This is a genomic window from Halomonas sp. TG39a, assembly GCF_000744395.1.
Taxonomy (GTDB): Bacteria; Pseudomonadota; Gammaproteobacteria; order Pseudomonadales; family Halomonadaceae; genus Vreelandella; species Vreelandella ventosae_B.
Genome location: NZ_JQLV01000001.1, coordinates 3993944 through 4011492, shown reverse-complemented (window position 1 = coordinate 4011492; position 17549 = coordinate 3993944). Strand labels below are relative to the sequence as shown.

Below are 17549 nucleotides of genomic sequence, written 5' to 3'. Positions count from 1 at the left end.
GGGGCGTATTGGTGCTGCCGGGCTGGACAATAGATAATAGCGAAGCCGCCCCGGATATTCTGGTGGTAAGCGGTGACACCCTTGCCAAGCAGTTAACCGAGCTAACGCCAGGCCCACTCAGTGACGCACCCATGACAAGGTCATTAATGTTCTGCTTGAGCGCGCTCAGTTGATGGAATTGAAGCACCTGAGCCAACCTTCCGTATAAGTGCCCTGCGCTCAATCCCCACGCAGTCGACGCCCATTTCCTGGGCCAGACCACCGCATAGTGGTCTGTCATACCACCGATAAAGTCCAGCATTCGCCGATAGCTATCGTAGAGCGACCATGAAGGCAGCGGCGTATTTTCACCAATCAGGGCCAGTACACGCTGGTGTTTAAACGATGAGTGCCCGGTGTGATGAAGTTCATGAGCCGCACCAATAAAGGCCTCCAGCAAAATACCCAGCGTTGTATAGGGCGCCAATCTCGAGCTTCGCCTTACGCTCATTCTGGAAAATGCGCTCTCGAGCCAACTGCTTCGCCGCCTGCACGCCCATCCCAGGTCAGGGTGGCACAGCTCCAACAGATCCTCACTGAGTGTGCCGCTCAGCAGGGCCTGCTCGTGCTGCACAAACACCGTGCCAACATCATTGACCGCCCGCTCCATCGCAGCTCCTCGCAGAAGTGCAATGCGGCGCCGCTGTGACACATTACGATCTTGCATTTCGGCATACTCGGGCGGAAACTCTCCGGCAATTTGGCGCAGTATTTCGACAACCTCTTCATAGCGCAGGATGCCCATCTCCAAACCATCTTCCAGATCCAATAGGGCATAGCAGATATCATCTGCCGCCTCGACCAGCCACGCCAGTGGATGGCGGCACCAGCGCTGCTCGCTTGGGGCAGCAACCCTACCGCTTCAGCCACCTCTTTGAGCAGCACCTGCTCTGACTGATAGGCGCCAAACTTGCCCGCTCGTCCACCATAACGAACCGTCCAAGGGTATTTAAGTAATGCACCCAAGGTGGCTGCAGAAAGCCGCATACCGCCATTAAACTGGTTATATTCGATCTGGGTAATCACCCGAAAACCCTGGGCGTTGCCTTCATAGGTCAACAGATCTTCGCGCTCAGCGTCTGAAAGGCCTTCTAACAGGCCACTGCTTTGAGCGCGCTGAAACCAATCACGGATTGCATACTCTCCCGCATGGCCAAAAGGGGGATTCCCGATGTCATGTCCCAGGCACGCCGTTTGGACAATGACGCCAAGGTCAGCAGGCGTAATCCATTCAGGCAGGCGATCGCGCAGCAACTCCCCCACAATCATGCCCAAGGAGCGGCCTACACAGCCAACCTCCAGCGAGTGAGTTAGGCGCGTATGAATATGATCGTTTTCGGTTAGCGGATGCACCTGGGTCTTGCGCCCTAGGCGTCTAAATGAACCTGAGAAAACAATACGGTCGTGATCTTTATGAAACGGGCTACGACCGATTTCACGGGTACTTGTTGAGCGTTGATCGTGAAGACGACGTGGGGAAAGTAACTGTTCCCAGCGCATCTGAGTCATGGGCATTCCTCCTGGAGGAGTGCATTCTGACATAAAACGCCAGAAAACCGCACGTTAGTGTGAGGCGTGAGGCGTGAGGCGTGAGGCGTGAGGCGTGAGGCGTGAGGCGTGAGGCGTGAGGCGTGAGGCGGAACAGGATATTGGGGAGACCCCCATTCACCAACGTTTTCTACTCACGATTCACGACTTACCCTTCACCCAACACAAAAAAAATCCCCCAAGGCGTAAGCCCTGAGGGATTTTTCAAATAAGTGCCTGACGATGACCTACTCTCGCATGGGGAGACCCCACACTACCATCGGCGCTAAGCGGTTTCACTTCTGAGTTCGGCAAGGGATCAGGTGGTTCACGCGTGCTATGGTCGTCAGGCGTAACTGTTAATGTACATCATGCTGACTATTGCTAAATTGTGTGCGTCTCATTGCCAAGCTTTCTGTCTTAAACAGTCAGCTCAGCGCGCGTATCCGGCGTTTAATGTTGCGTCATCATCACGACCAGACCCCTTGGGTGTTATAGGGTCAAGCCTCACGGGCCATTAGTACACGTTAGCTCAACGCCTTGCAGCGCTTCCACACCGTGCCTATCAACCAGCTGGTCTCGCTGGGCCCTTCAGGAGGCTCTAGGCCTCAGGGATGTCTCATCTTGAAGGGGGCTTCCCGCTTAGATGCTTTCAGCGGTTATCCCGTCCGACCATAGCTACCCGGCAATGCCACTGGCGTGACAACCGGAACACCAGAGGGTCGTCCACTCCGGTCCTCTCGTACTAGGAGCAGCCCTTCTCAAACATCCAACGCCCACGGCAGATAGGGACCGAACTGTCTCACGACGTTCTAAACCCAGCTCGCGTACCACTTTAAATGGCGAACAGCCATACCCTTGGGACCGACTTCAGCCCCAGGATGTGATGAGCCGACATCGAGGTGCCAAACACCGCCGTCGATGTGAACTCTTGGGCGGTATCAGCCTGTTATCCCCGGAGTACCTTTTATCCGTTGAGCGATGGCCCTTCCATACAGAACCACCGGATCACTAGAACCTGCTTTCGCACCTGCTCGACGTGTCTGTCTCGCAGTCAAGCACCCTTATGCTCTTGCACTCAATGCACGATGTCCGACCGTGCTGAGGGTACCTTCGTGCTCCTCCGTTACTCTTTAGGAGGAGACCGCCCCAGTCAAACTACCCACCACACACTGTCCTCGATCCGGATAACGGACCTGAGTGAGAACGCCAATGATGCCAGGCTGGTATTTCAAGGTTGGCTCCGCCCGAACTGGCGTCCGAGTTTCAAAGCCTCCCAGCTATCCTACACAGGCAACATCAGCGTCCAGTGTGAAGCTATAGTAAAGGTTCACGGGGTCTTTCCGTCTAGCCGCGGGTACACCGCATCTTCACGGCGATTTCAATTTCACTGAGTCTCGGGTGGAGACAGCGTGGCCATCATTACGCCATTCGTGCAGGTCGGAACTTACCCGACAAGGAATTTCGCTACCTTAGGACCGTTATAGTTACGGCCGCCGTTTACCGGGGCTTCAATCAAGAGCTTCGCCTTGCGGCTAACACCATCATTTAACCTTCCGGCACCGGGCAGGCGTCACACCCTATACGTCCGCTTGCGCGTTAGCAGAGTGCTGTGTTTTTAATAAACAGTTGCAGCCACCTGGTATCTTCGACCGGTTCGGGCTAGGAGAGCAAGTCTCTTCACCCTACGCCGGCGTGCCTTCTCCCGAAGTTACGGCACCATTTTGCCTAGTTCCTTCACCCGAGTTCTCTCAAGCGCCTTGGGATTCTCACCCTGACCACCTGTGTCGGTTTGGGGTACGGTCGCACATGATCTGAAGCTTAGAGGCTTTTCCTGGAAGCGTGGCATCAGTGACTTCCTGACCGTGGTCAGTTCATCTCGTGTCTCGGCCTTGAAAGGGTCCGGATTTACCTAAACCCTCAGCCTACTCACTTTCACCAGGACAACCAACGCCTGGCTCACCTAGCCTTCTTCGTCCCCCCATCGCAACCATGTCCGGTACGGGAATATTGACCCGTTTCCCATCGACTACGCCTTTCGGCCTCGCCTTAGGGGCCGACTCACTCTGCTCCGATTAGCGTCGAACAGAAACCCTTGGTCTTCCGGCGAGGGAGTTTTTCACTCCCTTTATCGTTACTCATGTCAGCATTCGCACTCGTGATACCTCCAGCAGACTTCTCAATCCACCTTCATTGGCGTACACGACGCTCCTCTACCGCTCATCCTAAGGATGAACCCGTAGCTTCGGTACCTGGTTTAGCCCCGTTACATCTTCCGCGCAGGCCGACTCGACTAGTGAGCTATTACGCTTTCTTTAAAGGATGGCTGCTTCTAAGCCAACCTCCTAGCTGTCTGAGCCTTCCCACATCGTTTCCCACTTAACCAGGATTTCGGGACCTTAGCTGACGGTCTGGGTTGTTTCCCTTTTCACGACGGACGTTAGCACCCGCCGTGTGTCTCCCACGCGTTACTCACCGGTATTCGGAGTTTGCCTCGGGTTGGTAAGTCGGGATGACCCCCTAGCCGAAACAGTGCTCTACCCCCGGCGGTACTACGTGAGGCGCTACCTAAATAGCTTTCGAGGAGAACCAGCTATCTCCGAGCTTGATTAGCCTTTCACTCCGATCCACAAGTCATCCAAATCTTTTTCAACAGATCCTGGTTCGGGCCTCCAATTGATGTTACTCAATCTTCACCCTGCTCATGGATAGATCGCTCGGTTTCGGGTCTATATCCAGCGACTGTGTCGCCCAGTTAAGACTCGGTTTCCCTACGGCTCCCCTATACGGTTAACCTCGCCACTGAATATAAGTCGCTGACCCATTATACAAAAGGTACGCAGTCACAGAACAAGTCTGCTCCTACTGCTTGTACGCACACGGTTTCAGGATCTATTTCACTCCCCTCTCCGGGGTTCTTTTCGCCTTTCCCTCACGGTACTGGTTCACTATCGGTCAGCCAGGAGTATTTAGCCTTGGAGGATGGTCCCCCCGTCTTCAGTCAAGGTTTCTCGTGCCCCGACCTACTCGATTTCACATGATCAGATTTTCGACTACGGGGCTATCACCCGCTACGGCCACGCTTCCCAACGTGTTCGCCTAATCAGTCACATGCTTAAGGGCTGGTCCCCGTTCGCTCGCCGCTACTAGGGGAATCTCGGTTGATTTCTTTTCCTCAGGGTACTTAGATGTTTCAGTTCCCCTGGTTCGCCTCGTACACCTATGTATTCAGTGCACGATACTCATCTTATGATAAGTGGGTTTCCCCATTCAGAAATGCCCGGGTCACAGGTTGTTGCCACCTCACCGAGCCTTATCGCAGGCTACCACGTCTTTCATCGCCTCTGGCTGCCTAGGCATCCACCGTGTGCGCTTCATTGCTTGACCCTATAACCCGAAGGAGTCTGGATGTCGCAATGATCACGTTTCATTTTGCCGGATACGCTGACGCGTATCACAATTTAAGAAGCACTTCTTACAAAGTGTTCTTGTCAGCATGATATACATTGTTAAAGAGCGACTGCTATAAGCAGTGATAAGCGTTTTTTCACATTAAAAAAAGAAGACCTTTTTCTTTTTCTAAGCTAGAAAAGCGTTCGCTTATCACTGCTCATACAACAGCTATCTGATCAGGTAATTCATTGTGGACGCTTACCGACTGTGACGCATCGTTTAAGGAGGTGATCCAGCCGCAGGTTCCCCTACGGCTACCTTGTTACGACTTCACCCCAGTCATGAACCACACCGTGGTGATCGCCCTCTTGCGTTAGGCTAACCACTTCTGGTGCAGTCCACTCCCATGGTGTGACGGGCGGTGTGTACAAGGCCCGGGAACGTATTCACCGTGACATTCTGATTCACGATTACTAGCGATTCCGACTTCACGGAGTCGAGTTGCAGACTCCGATCCGGACTGAGACCGGCTTTAAGGGATTCGCTGACTCTCGCGAGCTCGCAGCCCTTTGTACCGGCCATTGTAGCACGTGTGTAGCCCTACCCGTAAGGGCCATGATGACTTGACGTCGTCCCCACCTTCCTCCGGTTTGTCACCGGCAGTCTCCTTAGAGTTCCCACCATTACGTGCTGGCAAATAAGGACAAGGGTTGCGCTCGTTACGGGACTTAACCCAACATTTCACAACACGAGCTGACGACAGCCATGCAGCACCTGTCTTACAGTTCCCGAAGGCACACCAGAATCTCTTCCGGCTTCTGTAGATGTCAAGGGTAGGTAAGGTTCTTCGCGTTGCATCGAATTAAACCACATGCTCCACCGCTTGTGCGGGCCCCCGTCAATTCATTTGAGTTTTAACCTTGCGGCCGTACTCCCCAGGCGGTCGACTTATCGCGTTAACTTCGCCACAAAGTGCTCTAGGCACCCAACGGCTGGTCGACATCGTTTACGGCGTGGACTACCAGGGTATCTAATCCTGTTTGCTACCCACGCTTTCGCACCTCAGTGTCAGTGTCAGTCCAGAAGGCCGCCTTCGCCACTGGTATTCCTCCCGATCTCTACGCATTTCACCGCTACACCGGGAATTCTACCTTCCTCTCCTGCACTCTAGCCTGACAGTTCCGGATGCCGTTCCCAGGTTGAGCCCGGGGCTTTCACAACCGGCTTATCAAGCCACCTACGCGCGCTTTACGCCCAGTAATTCCGATTAACGCTTGCACCCTCCGTATTACCGCGGCTGCTGGCACGGAGTTAGCCGGTGCTTCTTCTGCGAGTGATGTCTTTCCTACCGGGTATTAACCGATAGGCGTTCTTCCTCGCTGAAAGTGCTTTACAACCCGAGGGCCTTCTTCACACACGCGGCATGGCTGGATCAGGGTTGCCCCCATTGTCCAATATTCCCCACTGCTGCCTCCCGTAGGAGTTCGGGCCGTGTCTCAGTCCCGATGTGGCTGATCATCCTCTCAGACCAGCTACGGATCGTTGCCTTGGTAAGCCATTACCTTACCAACTAGCTAATCCGACATAGGCTCATCCAATAGCGGGAGCCGGAGCCCCCTTTCTCCCGTAGGACGTATGCGGTATTAGCCTGGGTTTCCCCAGGTTATCCCCCACTATCGGGCAGATTCCTATGCATTACTCACCCGTCCGCCGCTCGTCAGCGGGTAGCAAGCTACCCCTGTTACCGCTCGACTTGCATGTGTTAGGCCTGCCGCCAGCGTTCAATCTGAGCCATGATCAAACTCTTCAGTTTAAGATCTATGCGGTTCTTACCTGCCACTCGAAAGTGACAGAAGCGAACCAAACTTGGCTCAAGGTTCAAACGAATTCATTCAAAACAGATCCTAAAGGACGAATCCTTTAAAACCCTATTGCTTGAGTCGCTTGCCTTGATATTTGGTGATTTGTCACCAACATCAGCAAGCGCCCACATGAATTACCTGATCAAATTGTTAAAGAGCTGTTTCGCTGCTTGGTTACTGTGAAAGTAACCGGGCTGCCGTTGAACTGGCTTGCCTCAGCGAGGAAGGCGTATTCTACGCATTTCCTGGTGGTTGTCAAGGGCGTTGTTTTCGATGTGATACTCATTACACCCAAAACCGCGAGTTATCGCAAAATCGGTAACCATTTGACAAACCAAGGCTTTTACACCTTATGCACCGCTGGTAACGCTTGGCGTCCCCGGCAGCGGATGCGTACTTTACGGTTTCGCTGACGGGTTGGCAAGACCTAGGTTGAAAATAAGCACAAAAAGTTCAAATAAGCGTCACACGGGCGTAACGTTTCTTGCCAGCCTGAATCACATAGCTCTTACCTGTCGCCAGCATGGTGTCTTTGGCAACGACGTCGCCGTCGACTTTGACCCGGCCATTACCCAGCATATCTTTGGCTTGGGCGCTGTTGTTCGCGAGCTCTGCTCGATTGAGCACTGCCGCAATGGGCGCTTGCTCGCTGCCTTCGAAATCGACCGTGACTTCGGGCAGGTCTTCCGGAAGTTCGCCATCGGCCAGTTGATTACCCGCAGACTTGTGCGCATTGGCGGCTGCTTCATCGCCGTGGTAGCGGGCAATTAGCTCACGGGCCAGCTCCATTTTGATATCCCGCGGGTTCGCGCCCTGCTCAACGCTCTGCTTGAGCGCGTCAATCTCTTCGTTCGATTTCAAAGAGAGCAGCTCAAAATAGCGCCACATTAAGCTATCCGGCATGGAGACCAGCTTATTGAACATGGATCCAGGCGCTTCATCGACACCAATGTAGTTGCCCAGGGACTTCGACATCTTCTGCACGCCGTCTAACCCTTCCAACAGCGGCATGGTGATGACCACCTGGGGTTCTTGGCCGAAGTGCTTTTGAATTTCGCGCCCCATCAGCAGGTTGAACTTCTGGTCGGTACCGCCCAGCTCCACATCCGCCTCAAGCGCTACCGAGTCATAGCCTTGTACCAGGGGGTAGAGAAATTCGTGGATAGCAATAGATTGATTGGCTTTATAGCGCTTTTCAAAGTCATCCCGTTCCAGCATACGTGCGACGGTGCTTTGGGCAGCCAGCTCAATCATTTTGGCAGCGGAGAGCTCGCCAAACCATTCGGCGTTAAAGCGCACCTCGGTTTTCTCGGGGTCGAGAATTTTAAACACCTGCTCTTTATAAGTTTCGGCGTTGGCTTTCACGTCTTCTTCAGTGAGCGGTTTACGCGTTACGTTTTTACCGGTGGGGTCGCCAATACGACCGGTAAAGTCACCGATCAGAAAGATAACCGTGTGCCCCAAGTCCTGAAACTGGCGCATTTTGGTTAGCAACACGCTGTGCCCCAGGTGCAGGTCAGGGGCCGTGGGATCAAAACCCGCTTTAATACGCAGCTTGCGGCCTGAAGCCAGCTTCTTTTTTAACTCATCCTCAACCAGGATTTCATGCGTACCGCGCGATAACAGCGCTAAAGCCTGATCCACCTCACTCATTGCCTCTCTCCACTATAAAGAACCGCCCATACCGGGCTCAGGTGATAAATAACCGACGATGTTACCATGCTCGCTCGCCTTGGTTGAGCCTTGGTTTAGCTCTCACCCTGGTTTAGTCTCAGCCCAGTTTTGTACGAGTTCGCTTATGAAAACGCCTACTGCTTCGCCGCTTTACTATATTGGCCTGATGTCCGGCACTAGTCTGGACGGGATTGATGCGGCACTTATCACCATCGAAGGTGATTCGCCGCCGCGCCTGTTGGCCACCCATGCCGAACCGATGCCGGACGAGCTTCATCGCCTACTATTTAAGCTGTGTCATGCGGAGCAGGTGAGTTTTGCGCAGCTCGCAGCAGCGGAACACGCGTTCTGCCATTGCCAAGCCCAAGCTGTGAAACACTTATTAGCGCCACTTTCAGTGGGTGTAGACCAGATCAGCGCCATCGGCAGTCATGGCCAAACTATTGAGCACGCCCCTAAAGGTCACGGAGGCGGCCCGGCCTATACGCTTCAGTTGGATAACCCCAGCCTGCTGGCAGAACTCACCGGCTGCACGGTGGTGGCCGATTTCCGCCGCCGTGACTTAGCCGCTGGCGGCCAAGCCGCCCCGCTGGCACCAGCGTTTCATCAAGCGCTATTTGGTCGAGCAGACGCGCATCAGTTGGTGCTTAATTTAGGCGGCTTTGCCAATCTCACCTGGCTCTCTAGCCAGCCGACCGATCCAGTGATCGGTTTCGATACCGGGCCCGCAAATGTTTTATTGGATGGCTGGTTTGCCTTGCATCAGGGTGGTCGCTTTGATCAAGATGGCGCCTGGGCCGCTAGCGGCAAGGTAGATGAAGCGCTGTTAGCTCGGTTGTTATCAGAACCGTTTTTCCAGCAGCCGCCGCCGAGAAGTACGGGGCGTGAGCTTTTCCACCTGGCTTGGCTCCGCCAACATCTCAGCGGCCAGGAATCCGCCGCCGATGTTCAGGCGACGTTGGCCGAACTCACTGCCGTCAGTGTTGCTCAAGGCATTGAGCAACTGCAGATCAGTGACGGTTCACTAACGCTGATCACCGCTGGTGGCGGCGCTCACAACGGCTACTTAATGCAGCGCCTTGCCTATCATCTCCCGCGCGCAACGCTCACTTCGCCAGCCGAGTACGGCTGGCCTGAAGATTGGATTGAAGCGGGAGCTTTTGCCTGGCTGGCTCACCAACGCCTGCACCACCTACCCGGCAACCTGCCCTCGGTTACCGGCGCACAAGGGCCGCGGGTACTAGGTGGTATTTATGCTTGCTGAACTATGAGCTTGAACTGGCGACTGGCATTGAGCCGTCGCTACTCACCTTTTAATGCCAGCGCTCCCTTCGCACTCATTTGCGCCTCGTCTAAACTCACCGCGCCCTCTTTTACTAACCGAGACAGCGCAGCGTCCAGCGTTTGCATGCCCAAGCTACCGCCGGCTTGAATGGCCGAGTACATCTGCGCCACCTTGTCTTCACGTATCAAGTGACGCACTGCCGAGGTGGCAATCAGCACTTCGTGGGCCGCCACCCGGCCGCCGCCCTCACGCTTAAGCAACGTCTGCGACACCACCGCCTGAAGCGATTCCGACAGCATGGAGCGCACCATGGCTTTCTCTTCGCCGGGGAAAACATCGATAATCCGGTCGATCGTCTTGGCTGCAGACGTCGTATGCAGCGTTCCCAGCACCAGGTGACCGGTTTCAGCCGCGGTCAGCGCTAGCCGGATAGTCTCAAGGTCACGCAGCTCGCCAACCAGAATCACATCCGGGTCTTCACGCAGCGCACTACGCAACGCGTCGGCAAAGCTATGGGTGTCGCGGTGAACTTCGCGCTGGTTAATCAAACAGCGCTTGCTGGTGTGGACAAACTCAACGGGATCTTCAATGGTCAGAATGTGCTCGTAGCGATGGTCGTTAATGTAATCGATCATCGCCGCTAGCGTGGTGCTCTTGCCCGACCCGGTTGGTCCAGTCACCAGCACCAGGCCCCGCGGCAACATCGCCAAGCGCTCGAACACCTCACCCAGCCCCAGGGTTTGCATGGAGAGCACCTGAATGGGAATAGTGCGAAACACCGCCCCCGCCCCGCGCGCTTGGGTAAAGGCATTAACGCGAAAGCGCGCCACCCCCGGCACTTCAAAGGAAAAATCAATTTCCAGGTGCTCTTCGTAGTCGCGTCGCTGGCGATCATTCATGATGGCGTAGATCAATTTGCGCACATCGTTATTATCGATGGCGGGCACATTGAGCCGACGAATATCGCCATCAACACGTATCATGGGTGGCAAACCGGCCGAAAGGTGCAAGTCAGAGGCATTCTGCTTTGCCGAGAATGCTAGCAGTTCGGTAATATCCATCTCTCTTCCCCGCTGCGGTAAGGTGCTTGAGTATGACAGACATCACGCTTAACGAGTCACTCGCCTCTTCATACGATCAGGCCCGCGAACGCTTGTGTAACGCATTAGAAAGCGCGGGGCGCACCCAGGATGCAGCCCAGCTACTGGCGGTCAGCAAGACCAAACCGGCGGCGATGATTCGCCAGGTTTGGCAGCTGGGCCAGCGTGAATTCGGTGAAAACTATCTGCAGGAAGCGCTGGAGAAGCAGACTGAACTCGCCGACCTTGACGGCATTTTATGGCATTTCATCGGGCCGCTGCAGTCCAACAAGACCCGTTCTGCGGCCGAGCACTTTGACTGGGTGCACAGCGTCGACCGGCTAAAAATTGCCAAGCGTCTTAGCGAGCAGCGCCCAGCGCACCTTGCACCGCTGAATATTTGCCTGCAGGTTAATATCAGCCGCGAAGAGAGCAAAGCAGGTGTGCTGCCCGAGGAGCTGGAGGCATTAGCCAGGGAAGTCGCCACTCTGCCTAACCTGAACCTGCGCGGCTTAATGGCGATTCCCGCCCCGGCAGAGGGTATCGAGGCGCAGCGCCAACCATTGGCCGCGCTGCGCGAGGCGTTCACTGCACTGCAGAACGCCCTGCCCGAGGCGCCGCTTGATACGCTCTCGATGGGCATGAGCGACGACTTAGAGGCGGCGATACTTGAAGGCGCCACGCTAGTGCGTTTAGGTACCGCAATTTTCGGCGCCCGCCAGACGGCTTAGGCAAATAACGATATGCTGCAGCCTACACATCACTGAGCCAACGTTTACTAAAGGGACACCTATTATGGCGAATAAGATTACCTTCATTGGGGCCGGCAATATGGCCAGCGCCATTATCGGCGGCCTGATCGAAAGCGGCGTTGAACCCTCTACTATTACCGCCACCGCGCCGAATGACAACGAACTGGCAGCGATTAAACAGCGTTTAGGCATTAATACCGACACCGACAACAATGCGGCGGTGTCTGAGTCTGATGTGGTAGTGCTCGCGGTGAAGCCGCAAATCATGCGCGGCGTATGCGAAGCGCTACGCGACAGCGTTCAGCGCCAGCAGCCATTGGTGATTTCAATTGCGGCAGGTCTGGATGCCGACACTATCGATCAGTGGCTAGGCGGCCAAAACGCTATGGTGCGCTGCATGCCCAATACGCCCTCGCTGGTCGGTTATGGCGCCAGCGGCCTCTACGCCAATGCCAAGGTTAGCGACGCCCAGCGCAACGTGGCCACCCAGCTCATGGAAGCGGTCGGCATTGTCGAGTGGGTAGAAAAAGAAGCGCTGTTAGATGCGGTCACCGCCGTTTCAGGCAGTGCCCCGGCCTACTTCTTTTTGATGTTTGAAGCCATGGAGGAAGCCGCGGTTAAGCTCGGCCTACCTGCCGCCACCGCACGCCGCCTCGCTATTCAAACCGCGCTGGGTGCCGCCACCATGGCCCAACAGAGCGATAAAGACCCGGCCACGTTGAAACAGAACGTGATGTCGCCGGGCGGCACCACCGAGCGTGCTATTCAGCACATGGAAGAGGCACAATTGCGCACCACGATTGCCGACGCCATGCAGGCCTGCGCCGACCGCGCCCAGGCAATGGCCAAGGAACTAAGCGGAGACTGAGATCACCGCTCAGTAACGCAGCAGTTCAGCAACGGATCATCAAGGAGACTCTATAATGGGCAATGAATTGGGCAGTGCAGGGTTAATGCTGGTAAACACCCTAATCAATATTTATCTATTTTTACTTATGCTGCGTTTTTTGCTGCAGGCGTCGCGGGCGGATTACTACAATCCGTTAAGCCAGTCGGTGGTTAAGATTACCCAGCCGGTGGTGGGTCTGTTTCAAAGCTTTTTAGGCCCCGTTGCGGGCCGTTTCGACCTGGCGACGTTAGCAGCAGGTTTTGCCTTAAAAGTGGTCAGTATCATCGCCATCTTTATGGTCATTGGCGTGGGCATGCCGCCCATTCCCGGGCTGCTCATCGCGGGTGTGGCGGCCTTGGCGAATGCGATTTTAAAAATCTACTTCTTCGCCATGATTGTGATGATTATTTTGAGCTGGGTAGCCCCCAACGCCAGCCACCCAGGCGCGCTGCTGGTGATGCAACTGGTGGAGCCGATTATGGCTCCGGTGCGCAAAGTGATTCCGTCGCTCGGTATGATCGACCTCTCGCCTATCGTGGTGTTTATCGCTATTAACCTGATCGACGGTTTGGTGGTCGGCGCGCTGATCCGCGCGGCGGGCATTTCCGGCGCGCTGGTCGGGCTGTAATGACGATTCATATTGATTCATTTAGTTGTACTTTTTAGCAGGACTCGCGCCTTCAATGCCTGATTCAGATACGCTTGCGTTTGCAGACCGGCCGGCGGGCTCCGTCGGCCTGGTTACCCCGCACGTAGCACGCTTCGACACGCCGCTCGCCCTTGCCTGCGGCAAAGTGCTGCCTGCCTACGAGCTGATTTACGAAACCTACGGCACGCTAAACGCCGAGCGGAATAACGCGGTGCTGATTTGTCATGCGCTCTCCGGTCACCACCACGCAGCGGGCTACCACAGCGAAGAAGACCGCAAGCCCGGCTGGTGGGACGCCCACATCGGCCCCGGCAAAGCGATCGACACCAACCGCTTTTTTGTAGTTTCGCTCAATAACCTCGGCGGCTGTCACGGCAGCACCGGGCCGGTCAGCCACAACCCCGAGACTGGCCGCCAGTGGGGCCCTGAATTCCCCATGGTCACGGTGAGCGATTGGGTAGCCAGCCAGGCACGGCTTGCTGACCACCTGGGGATTGAGCGCTGGGCCGCGGCGGTGGGCGGCAGCCTGGGCGGCATGCAGGTCATGCAGTGGACAATGACCTACCCTGAGCGAGTAGCTAATGCGGTGGTGATTGCCGCCACGCCTCGGCTCTCGGCGCAAAATATCGCTTTTAACGAAGTGGCTCGCCAGGCAATTCGCTCTGATCCGGAGTTTTTTGACGGCTGGTATGCCGAGCACGACACCGTGCCCAAGCGCGGGCTGAAGCTCGCGCGTATGGTGGGGCATATCACCTACTTGTCAGAAGACGCCATGGGCAGCAAATTTGGCCGCGACCTGCGTAGCGACGACCTCAACTTTGGCTTCGACGTTGAGTTTCAGGTGGAGTCTTACCTGCGCTATCAGGGCGATACCTTTTCCACCGCCTTTGATGCCAATACCTACCTGCTGATGACCAAAGCGCTGGACTACTTTGACCCTTCCGCCACCCACGGGGGTGACTTAGCCAACGCCCTGGCCCCAGCGCAGTGCCCATTTTTGATTGTTAGCTTTACCACCGACTGGCGCTTTCCGCCCTCGCGTTCCCGCGAGCTTGTTGATGCGCTCACCCGGGCAGGCAAATCGGTTAGCTACGCCAATATTGAGTCACCCCACGGGCACGACGCTTTCTTACTCTCAGCGCCGCGCTACGACGCTATCTTCAGTGCCTTTATGAACCGCGCGGCCCGGGAACTGAGTCTTGCAGAGCTGGGCAAAGATGAGCCGGGCACGGAGGAGACGCCATGATGCGCGCTGACCTTGAACTGATTTACGACTGGGTGCCCGAAGGCGCGCATGTACTCGACCTGGCCTGCGGCGACGGCGAGCTGCTGGAGACCCTGGCGCGCAATAAAGGCGTGACCGGCTATGGCTTAGAGATCGATCATGACGGCATTAATGCCTGCGTGGCCCGTGGCGTCAGCGTGATTGAGCACAACCTGGATGACGGTTTAAGCAGCTTCTGCGATAACAGTTATGATCAGGTGATTATGACCCAGGCCCTGCAGGCGCTGCGCCGGCCCGACAAGATGCTCGATGAAATGCTGCGCGTCGCCGAAGAGGGCATCATTACCTTCCCCAACTTCGCCTACTGGCGCCATCGTGTACATTTGGGTCTGCGCGGCTATATGCCGGTCTCCAAATCGCTGCCCCACGCCTGGTACGACACACCCAACATCCACCTTTCAACGTTCAACGACTTTGAGCACCTGTGCCGCGAGAAGGGTCTGATGATTGTTGATCGCGCGGTGGGCGTGGGAGATCATCAAGGTCACTGGAAATCGCGGCTATGGCCCAACCTGTTTGGTGAAATTGCCATTTTCCGCGTACGCCGCCGCTAGGTTTGCAGCCTGTTTAACCATTACCCAAGGAGCCACGCCATGCTACGCAGATTAATGATCGGTGCCGCTCTTGTCGGCACGCTGTTCGCCGCCGCTGGGGCCCACGCTGAGCAGTTCGTGAGCGTGGGCGATTACGAGATTCACTACAGCGCAGTGAACAGCAGCTTTTTAACCCCAGAGGTGGCCCAGGCGAACAGTATTCAGCGCAGCGCCAACCGTGGGCTGGTCAATGTGAGCGTTCGCGAGCGCCAGGAAGATGGCAGCACCCGCCCCGTTAACGCCAGCGTGCAGGGCCACGTCAGCGGCTTAACAGGCGTTCAGGAGTCGCTCAGTTTTCGCACCGTGCATGACGGCGATGCCACCTATCACTTGGCACCGTTCACCATGCGCGAAGATGAAAGTATGCGCTTTGAATTAAGCGTGCGCTACGACCGCAACGCCGCCCCCGAGCAGGTTAACTTTATTCAGCGTTTTTATATTGATCGCTAAACCGCACAGGCAGGTGGCGGGTTAACCCTACGCCGATAGGGCGCCCCTGCTCCCACTCCACTTCAATGCCATAGGCCAGCACTTCCACCCCGCTGGCAGCGGCCTCCGCCAGAGCTGCCGCGTAAGTGGCATCAATATGCGCAGCGGCGGCCACATCTGCAATGCCCTCGTGGGCGACACAAAACAGCAGCACCGCCCGCTCGCCCTGCTCCGCCACTGCCTGCAGTGAGCGCAGGTGCTTGGTGCCGCGCACGCTGACCGAATCCGGAAAGTAGCCGTGGCCGTCGGACTCTTTAAGGGTGACCTGCTTCACTTCGATATACGCCCGCCCCCGTTCTGGATCGTCCAGCCTAAAATCGAGCCGGGCATCGGCCACATTTACCTCTCGGCGCAGCGTGGCGTAGCCTGCCAAGGGCGCTAACTCGCCCGCCTCTAACGCCGCCTCCACAATGCGGTTAGCGCGGCCGGTGTGCACCGAGGCGAGCGCTACCTGCCCATCGGCCTGCGGCAGCTCGATAAACTCCCACGTCCAGGCAAGCTTGCGTTTAGGGTTGTCACTGGGCGACAGCCACACGCGGCACCCCGGCACGTTCACCGCCTTCATGGAGCCGGTATTGGGGCAGTGGGCCACCACCTCGCGGCCATCATCCAAGCGTACATCGGCTAGAAAGCGTTTGTAGCGTTTGAGTAGCGTGCCCGGCACCAGCGCTGGATAGCTCAGCATCACAGCCTGCCCACAAAGCGGGCAATCCGCGCTACCGCCTCTTCCAGCCGGGCAACGTCATTGGTAAAGGCGATGCGCACATGGTGTTCGCCGCCACGCACGGCAAAATCGATGCCGGGAGTAATCGCCACGTTCTCCTCCTGCAATAAGCGCTCGCAGAAGGCCTGGCTATCGCGGCTGTAGCGGGAGATATCCAGCCACAAATAAAACGCTCCTTGGGGCGGGAGATCCGGCGCCAGCCCCAAGCCTGCAAGGCCCTCCAGCAGCACCTGGCGGCGCTCTTTCAGGGTTTCACGGCGCTGTTCAAGAATACCCCGGCACTCGGGCGTAAACGCCGCCAAGGCGGCATGCTGCGAAGGCGTCGCCGCGGCCAGAAACATGTTTTGCGCTAGCCGCGTTAATGGCTCTACCGCATGCTCTGGCGCCACCAGCCATCCCAAGCGCCAGCCGGTCATACCAAAATATTTTGAGAAGCTGTTGACCACAAAGGCGTTGGCTGAGAGTGAGGTCGCCGACAGTGGCGCATCGTCGTAGTTGAGGCCCTGATAGATCTCATCGACGATCACCTCGCCTTCACGCTCGGCGACCGCTGCCAGCACGGCAGAAAGCTGCTGCGCGCTCAACGTATGACCGGTGGGGTTAGAGGGCGATGCCAGCATGGCAAGACTCGTATCCTCGCGCCAATGCTGCGCTACCAGTGAGGAGTCTAACTGCCAGCCGCTCTCACGCCCCACAGAGACCGCATCAATTGCAGCGCCCGCCAAGGCCATAAAGTGACGGTTGCAGGGATAGTTTGGGTCAGCCATCAGCACCCGCGAGCCGGTGGCGACTAACAGCTGGCTGGCCAGCAGCAGCGCCCCGGAAGCCCCTGGCGTTACCAAAATACGCGCTGGATCCACAGTAGCGTTAAAGTGCTTAGCGTAGTGCCCGGCAATGGCCTCGCGCAGCGCGGGTAAGCCAGCCGCTGGTGTGTAGCGCGTATGGCCGTTGGCAAGCGCCTGCTGCCCGGCCGCGATTATCGGCGCAGGGGTCGCAAAATCCGGCTCGCCCACTTCCAAGTGGATGACATCATGACCAGCGGCTTCCCGCGCCTGGGCCATTTCCAGCAAATGCATGACCCGAAAAGGGGCAACGTGGTCGACACGCGAATTCCAGGCCATAACGGCTCCTGTATCTAGTCATTATTAAAACTGAGGTATCAGTAAAATAGGGGCATTATTAAAAGTTAACTAAAACATGGCCCTAGTCATATTCCAGACAAGACTATCATCGAAAAGGCACCATTATGCTTGCAACCCAGCCATTTTTCAGCTAAACAAGCATCCCTTTGGCGTGAGATCGTGACAGT

Annotated in this window: 11 protein-coding genes, 3 rRNA genes and 1 pseudogene; 7 read left to right on the top strand and 8 right to left on the bottom strand. The window is 56.3% G+C overall.

Features of this window, described 5'->3' with window-relative positions; translation table 11 throughout:
- Window positions 1-219 precede the first annotated feature (219 nt).
- From U738_RS18100 to tyrS, 5 genes and pseudogenes are all read right to left on the bottom strand, one after another.
- Window positions 220-1548: pseudogene (locus U738_RS18100) on the bottom strand (deoxyguanosinetriphosphate triphosphohydrolase).
- 253 nt (window positions 1549-1801) lie between these two features.
- Window positions 1802-1917 (bottom strand): 5S ribosomal RNA (gene rrf, locus U738_RS18095).
- Window positions 1918-2062: 145 nt separating this feature from the next.
- A 23S ribosomal RNA gene (locus U738_RS18090) occupies window positions 2063-4953 on the bottom strand.
- Between the two features lie 286 nt (window positions 4954-5239).
- Window positions 5240-6772 (bottom strand): 16S ribosomal RNA (locus U738_RS18085).
- Together the 16S, 23S and 5S rRNA genes form the textbook arrangement of a ribosomal RNA operon.
- Before the next feature lie 502 nt (window positions 6773-7274).
- Window positions 7275-8474, bottom strand: coding sequence for a tyrosine--tRNA ligase (gene tyrS / locus U738_RS18080; RefSeq protein WP_035582992.1), 1200 nt, complete (start codon window positions 8472-8474; stop codon window positions 7275-7277).
- A 145-nt stretch (window positions 8475-8619) separates the two neighbouring features.
- Here tyrS and U738_RS18075 point away from each other — a divergent pair, with 145 nt between their 5' ends.
- On the top strand, window positions 8620-9759 hold the full coding sequence (locus U738_RS18075) for an anhydro-N-acetylmuramic acid kinase (RefSeq protein ID WP_035582990.1): 1140 nt from the start codon (window positions 8620-8622) through the stop codon (window positions 9757-9759).
- 38 nt (window positions 9760-9797) lie between these two features.
- Here U738_RS18075 and U738_RS18070 read toward each other — a convergent pair whose 3' ends face one another.
- On the bottom strand, window positions 9798-10841 hold the full coding sequence (locus U738_RS18070) for a type IV pilus twitching motility protein PilT (protein WP_035582988.1): 1044 nt from the start codon (window positions 10839-10841) through the stop codon (window positions 9798-9800).
- Window positions 10842-10873: 32 nt separating this feature from the next.
- On the opposite strand from U738_RS18070, the gene U738_RS18065 reads away from it, so the two are divergent.
- From U738_RS18065 to U738_RS18040, 6 genes are all read left to right on the top strand, one after another.
- Complete coding sequence (locus tag U738_RS18065) at window positions 10874-11590, top strand: YggS family pyridoxal phosphate-dependent enzyme (RefSeq protein WP_035582986.1); 717 nt, start codon at window positions 10874-10876, stop codon at window positions 11588-11590.
- A gap of 64 nt (window positions 11591-11654) precedes the next feature.
- Window positions 11655-12479 carry a pyrroline-5-carboxylate reductase gene (gene proC, locus U738_RS18060; RefSeq protein ID WP_035582982.1) on the top strand — a complete coding sequence of 275 codons (825 nt, stop codon included), beginning with the start codon at window positions 11655-11657 and terminating at the stop codon, window positions 12477-12479.
- Window positions 12480-12534: 55 nt separating this feature from the next.
- Entirely contained in the window at window positions 12535-13128 is a 594-nt protein-coding gene (locus U738_RS18055; protein WP_035582980.1) for a YggT family protein, read from the top strand.
- 55 nt (window positions 13129-13183) lie between these two features.
- Complete coding sequence (gene metX / locus U738_RS18050) at window positions 13184-14395, top strand: homoserine O-succinyltransferase MetX (protein ID WP_035582979.1); 1212 nt, start codon at window positions 13184-13186, stop codon at window positions 14393-14395.
- Window positions 14395-14988 (top strand): methionine biosynthesis protein MetW, encoded by a 594-nt coding sequence (gene metW / locus U738_RS18045; RefSeq protein WP_035583732.1) that lies wholly within the window; start codon window positions 14395-14397, stop codon window positions 14986-14988. Before metX ends, metW begins: the two co-directional genes overlap by 1 nt.
- A gap of 39 nt (window positions 14989-15027) precedes the next feature.
- A complete protein-coding gene (locus tag U738_RS18040; protein ID WP_035582977.1) occupies window positions 15028-15477 on the top strand; it encodes a DUF4426 domain-containing protein in 450 nt (149 codons plus the stop codon).
- On the opposite strand, the gene sfsA is transcribed toward U738_RS18040, so the two are convergent.
- Window positions 15449-16201 (bottom strand): DNA/RNA nuclease SfsA, encoded by a 753-nt coding sequence (gene sfsA, locus U738_RS18035; protein ID WP_172821690.1) that lies wholly within the window; start codon window positions 16199-16201, stop codon window positions 15449-15451. The genes U738_RS18040 and sfsA overlap by 29 nt on opposite strands.
- Window positions 16201-17361, bottom strand: coding sequence for an aminotransferase class I/II-fold pyridoxal phosphate-dependent enzyme (locus U738_RS18030; RefSeq protein WP_035582973.1), 1161 nt, complete (start codon window positions 17359-17361; stop codon window positions 16201-16203). Before U738_RS18030 ends, sfsA begins: the two co-directional genes overlap by 1 nt.
- Window positions 17362-17549 lie beyond the last annotated feature (188 nt).

What these genes read in the sequence shown, in the direction of transcription:
- U738_RS18070 (WP_035582988.1), bottom strand. Translation starts at nt 10,841, where the DNA reads ATGGATATTACCGAACTGCTAGCATTCTCGGCAAAGCAGAATGCCTCT.
- U738_RS18040 (WP_035582977.1), top strand. Translation starts at nt 15,028, where the DNA reads ATGCTACGCAGATTAATGATCGGTGCCGCTCTTGTCGGCACGCTGTTC.
- proC (WP_035582982.1), top strand. Translation starts at nt 11,655, where the DNA reads ATGGCGAATAAGATTACCTTCATTGGGGCCGGCAATATGGCCAGCGCC.
- tyrS (WP_035582992.1), bottom strand. Translation starts at nt 8,474, where the DNA reads ATGAGTGAGGTGGATCAGGCTTTAGCGCTGTTATCGCGCGGTACGCAT.
- U738_RS18065 (WP_035582986.1), top strand. Translation starts at nt 10,874, where the DNA reads ATGACAGACATCACGCTTAACGAGTCACTCGCCTCTTCATACGATCAG.
- U738_RS18030 (WP_035582973.1), bottom strand. Translation starts at nt 17,361, where the DNA reads ATGGCCTGGAATTCGCGTGTCGACCACGTTGCCCCTTTTCGGGTCATG.
- metX (WP_035582979.1), top strand. Translation starts at nt 13,184, where the DNA reads ATGCCTGATTCAGATACGCTTGCGTTTGCAGACCGGCCGGCGGGCTCC.
- U738_RS18055 (WP_035582980.1), top strand. Translation starts at nt 12,535, where the DNA reads ATGGGCAATGAATTGGGCAGTGCAGGGTTAATGCTGGTAAACACCCTA.
- metW (WP_035583732.1), top strand. Translation starts at nt 14,395, where the DNA reads ATGCGCGCTGACCTTGAACTGATTTACGACTGGGTGCCCGAAGGCGCG.
- U738_RS18075 (WP_035582990.1), top strand. Translation starts at nt 8,620, where the DNA reads ATGAAAACGCCTACTGCTTCGCCGCTTTACTATATTGGCCTGATGTCC.
- sfsA (WP_172821690.1), bottom strand. Translation starts at nt 16,201, where the DNA reads ATGCTGAGCTATCCAGCGCTGGTGCCGGGCACGCTACTCAAACGCTAC.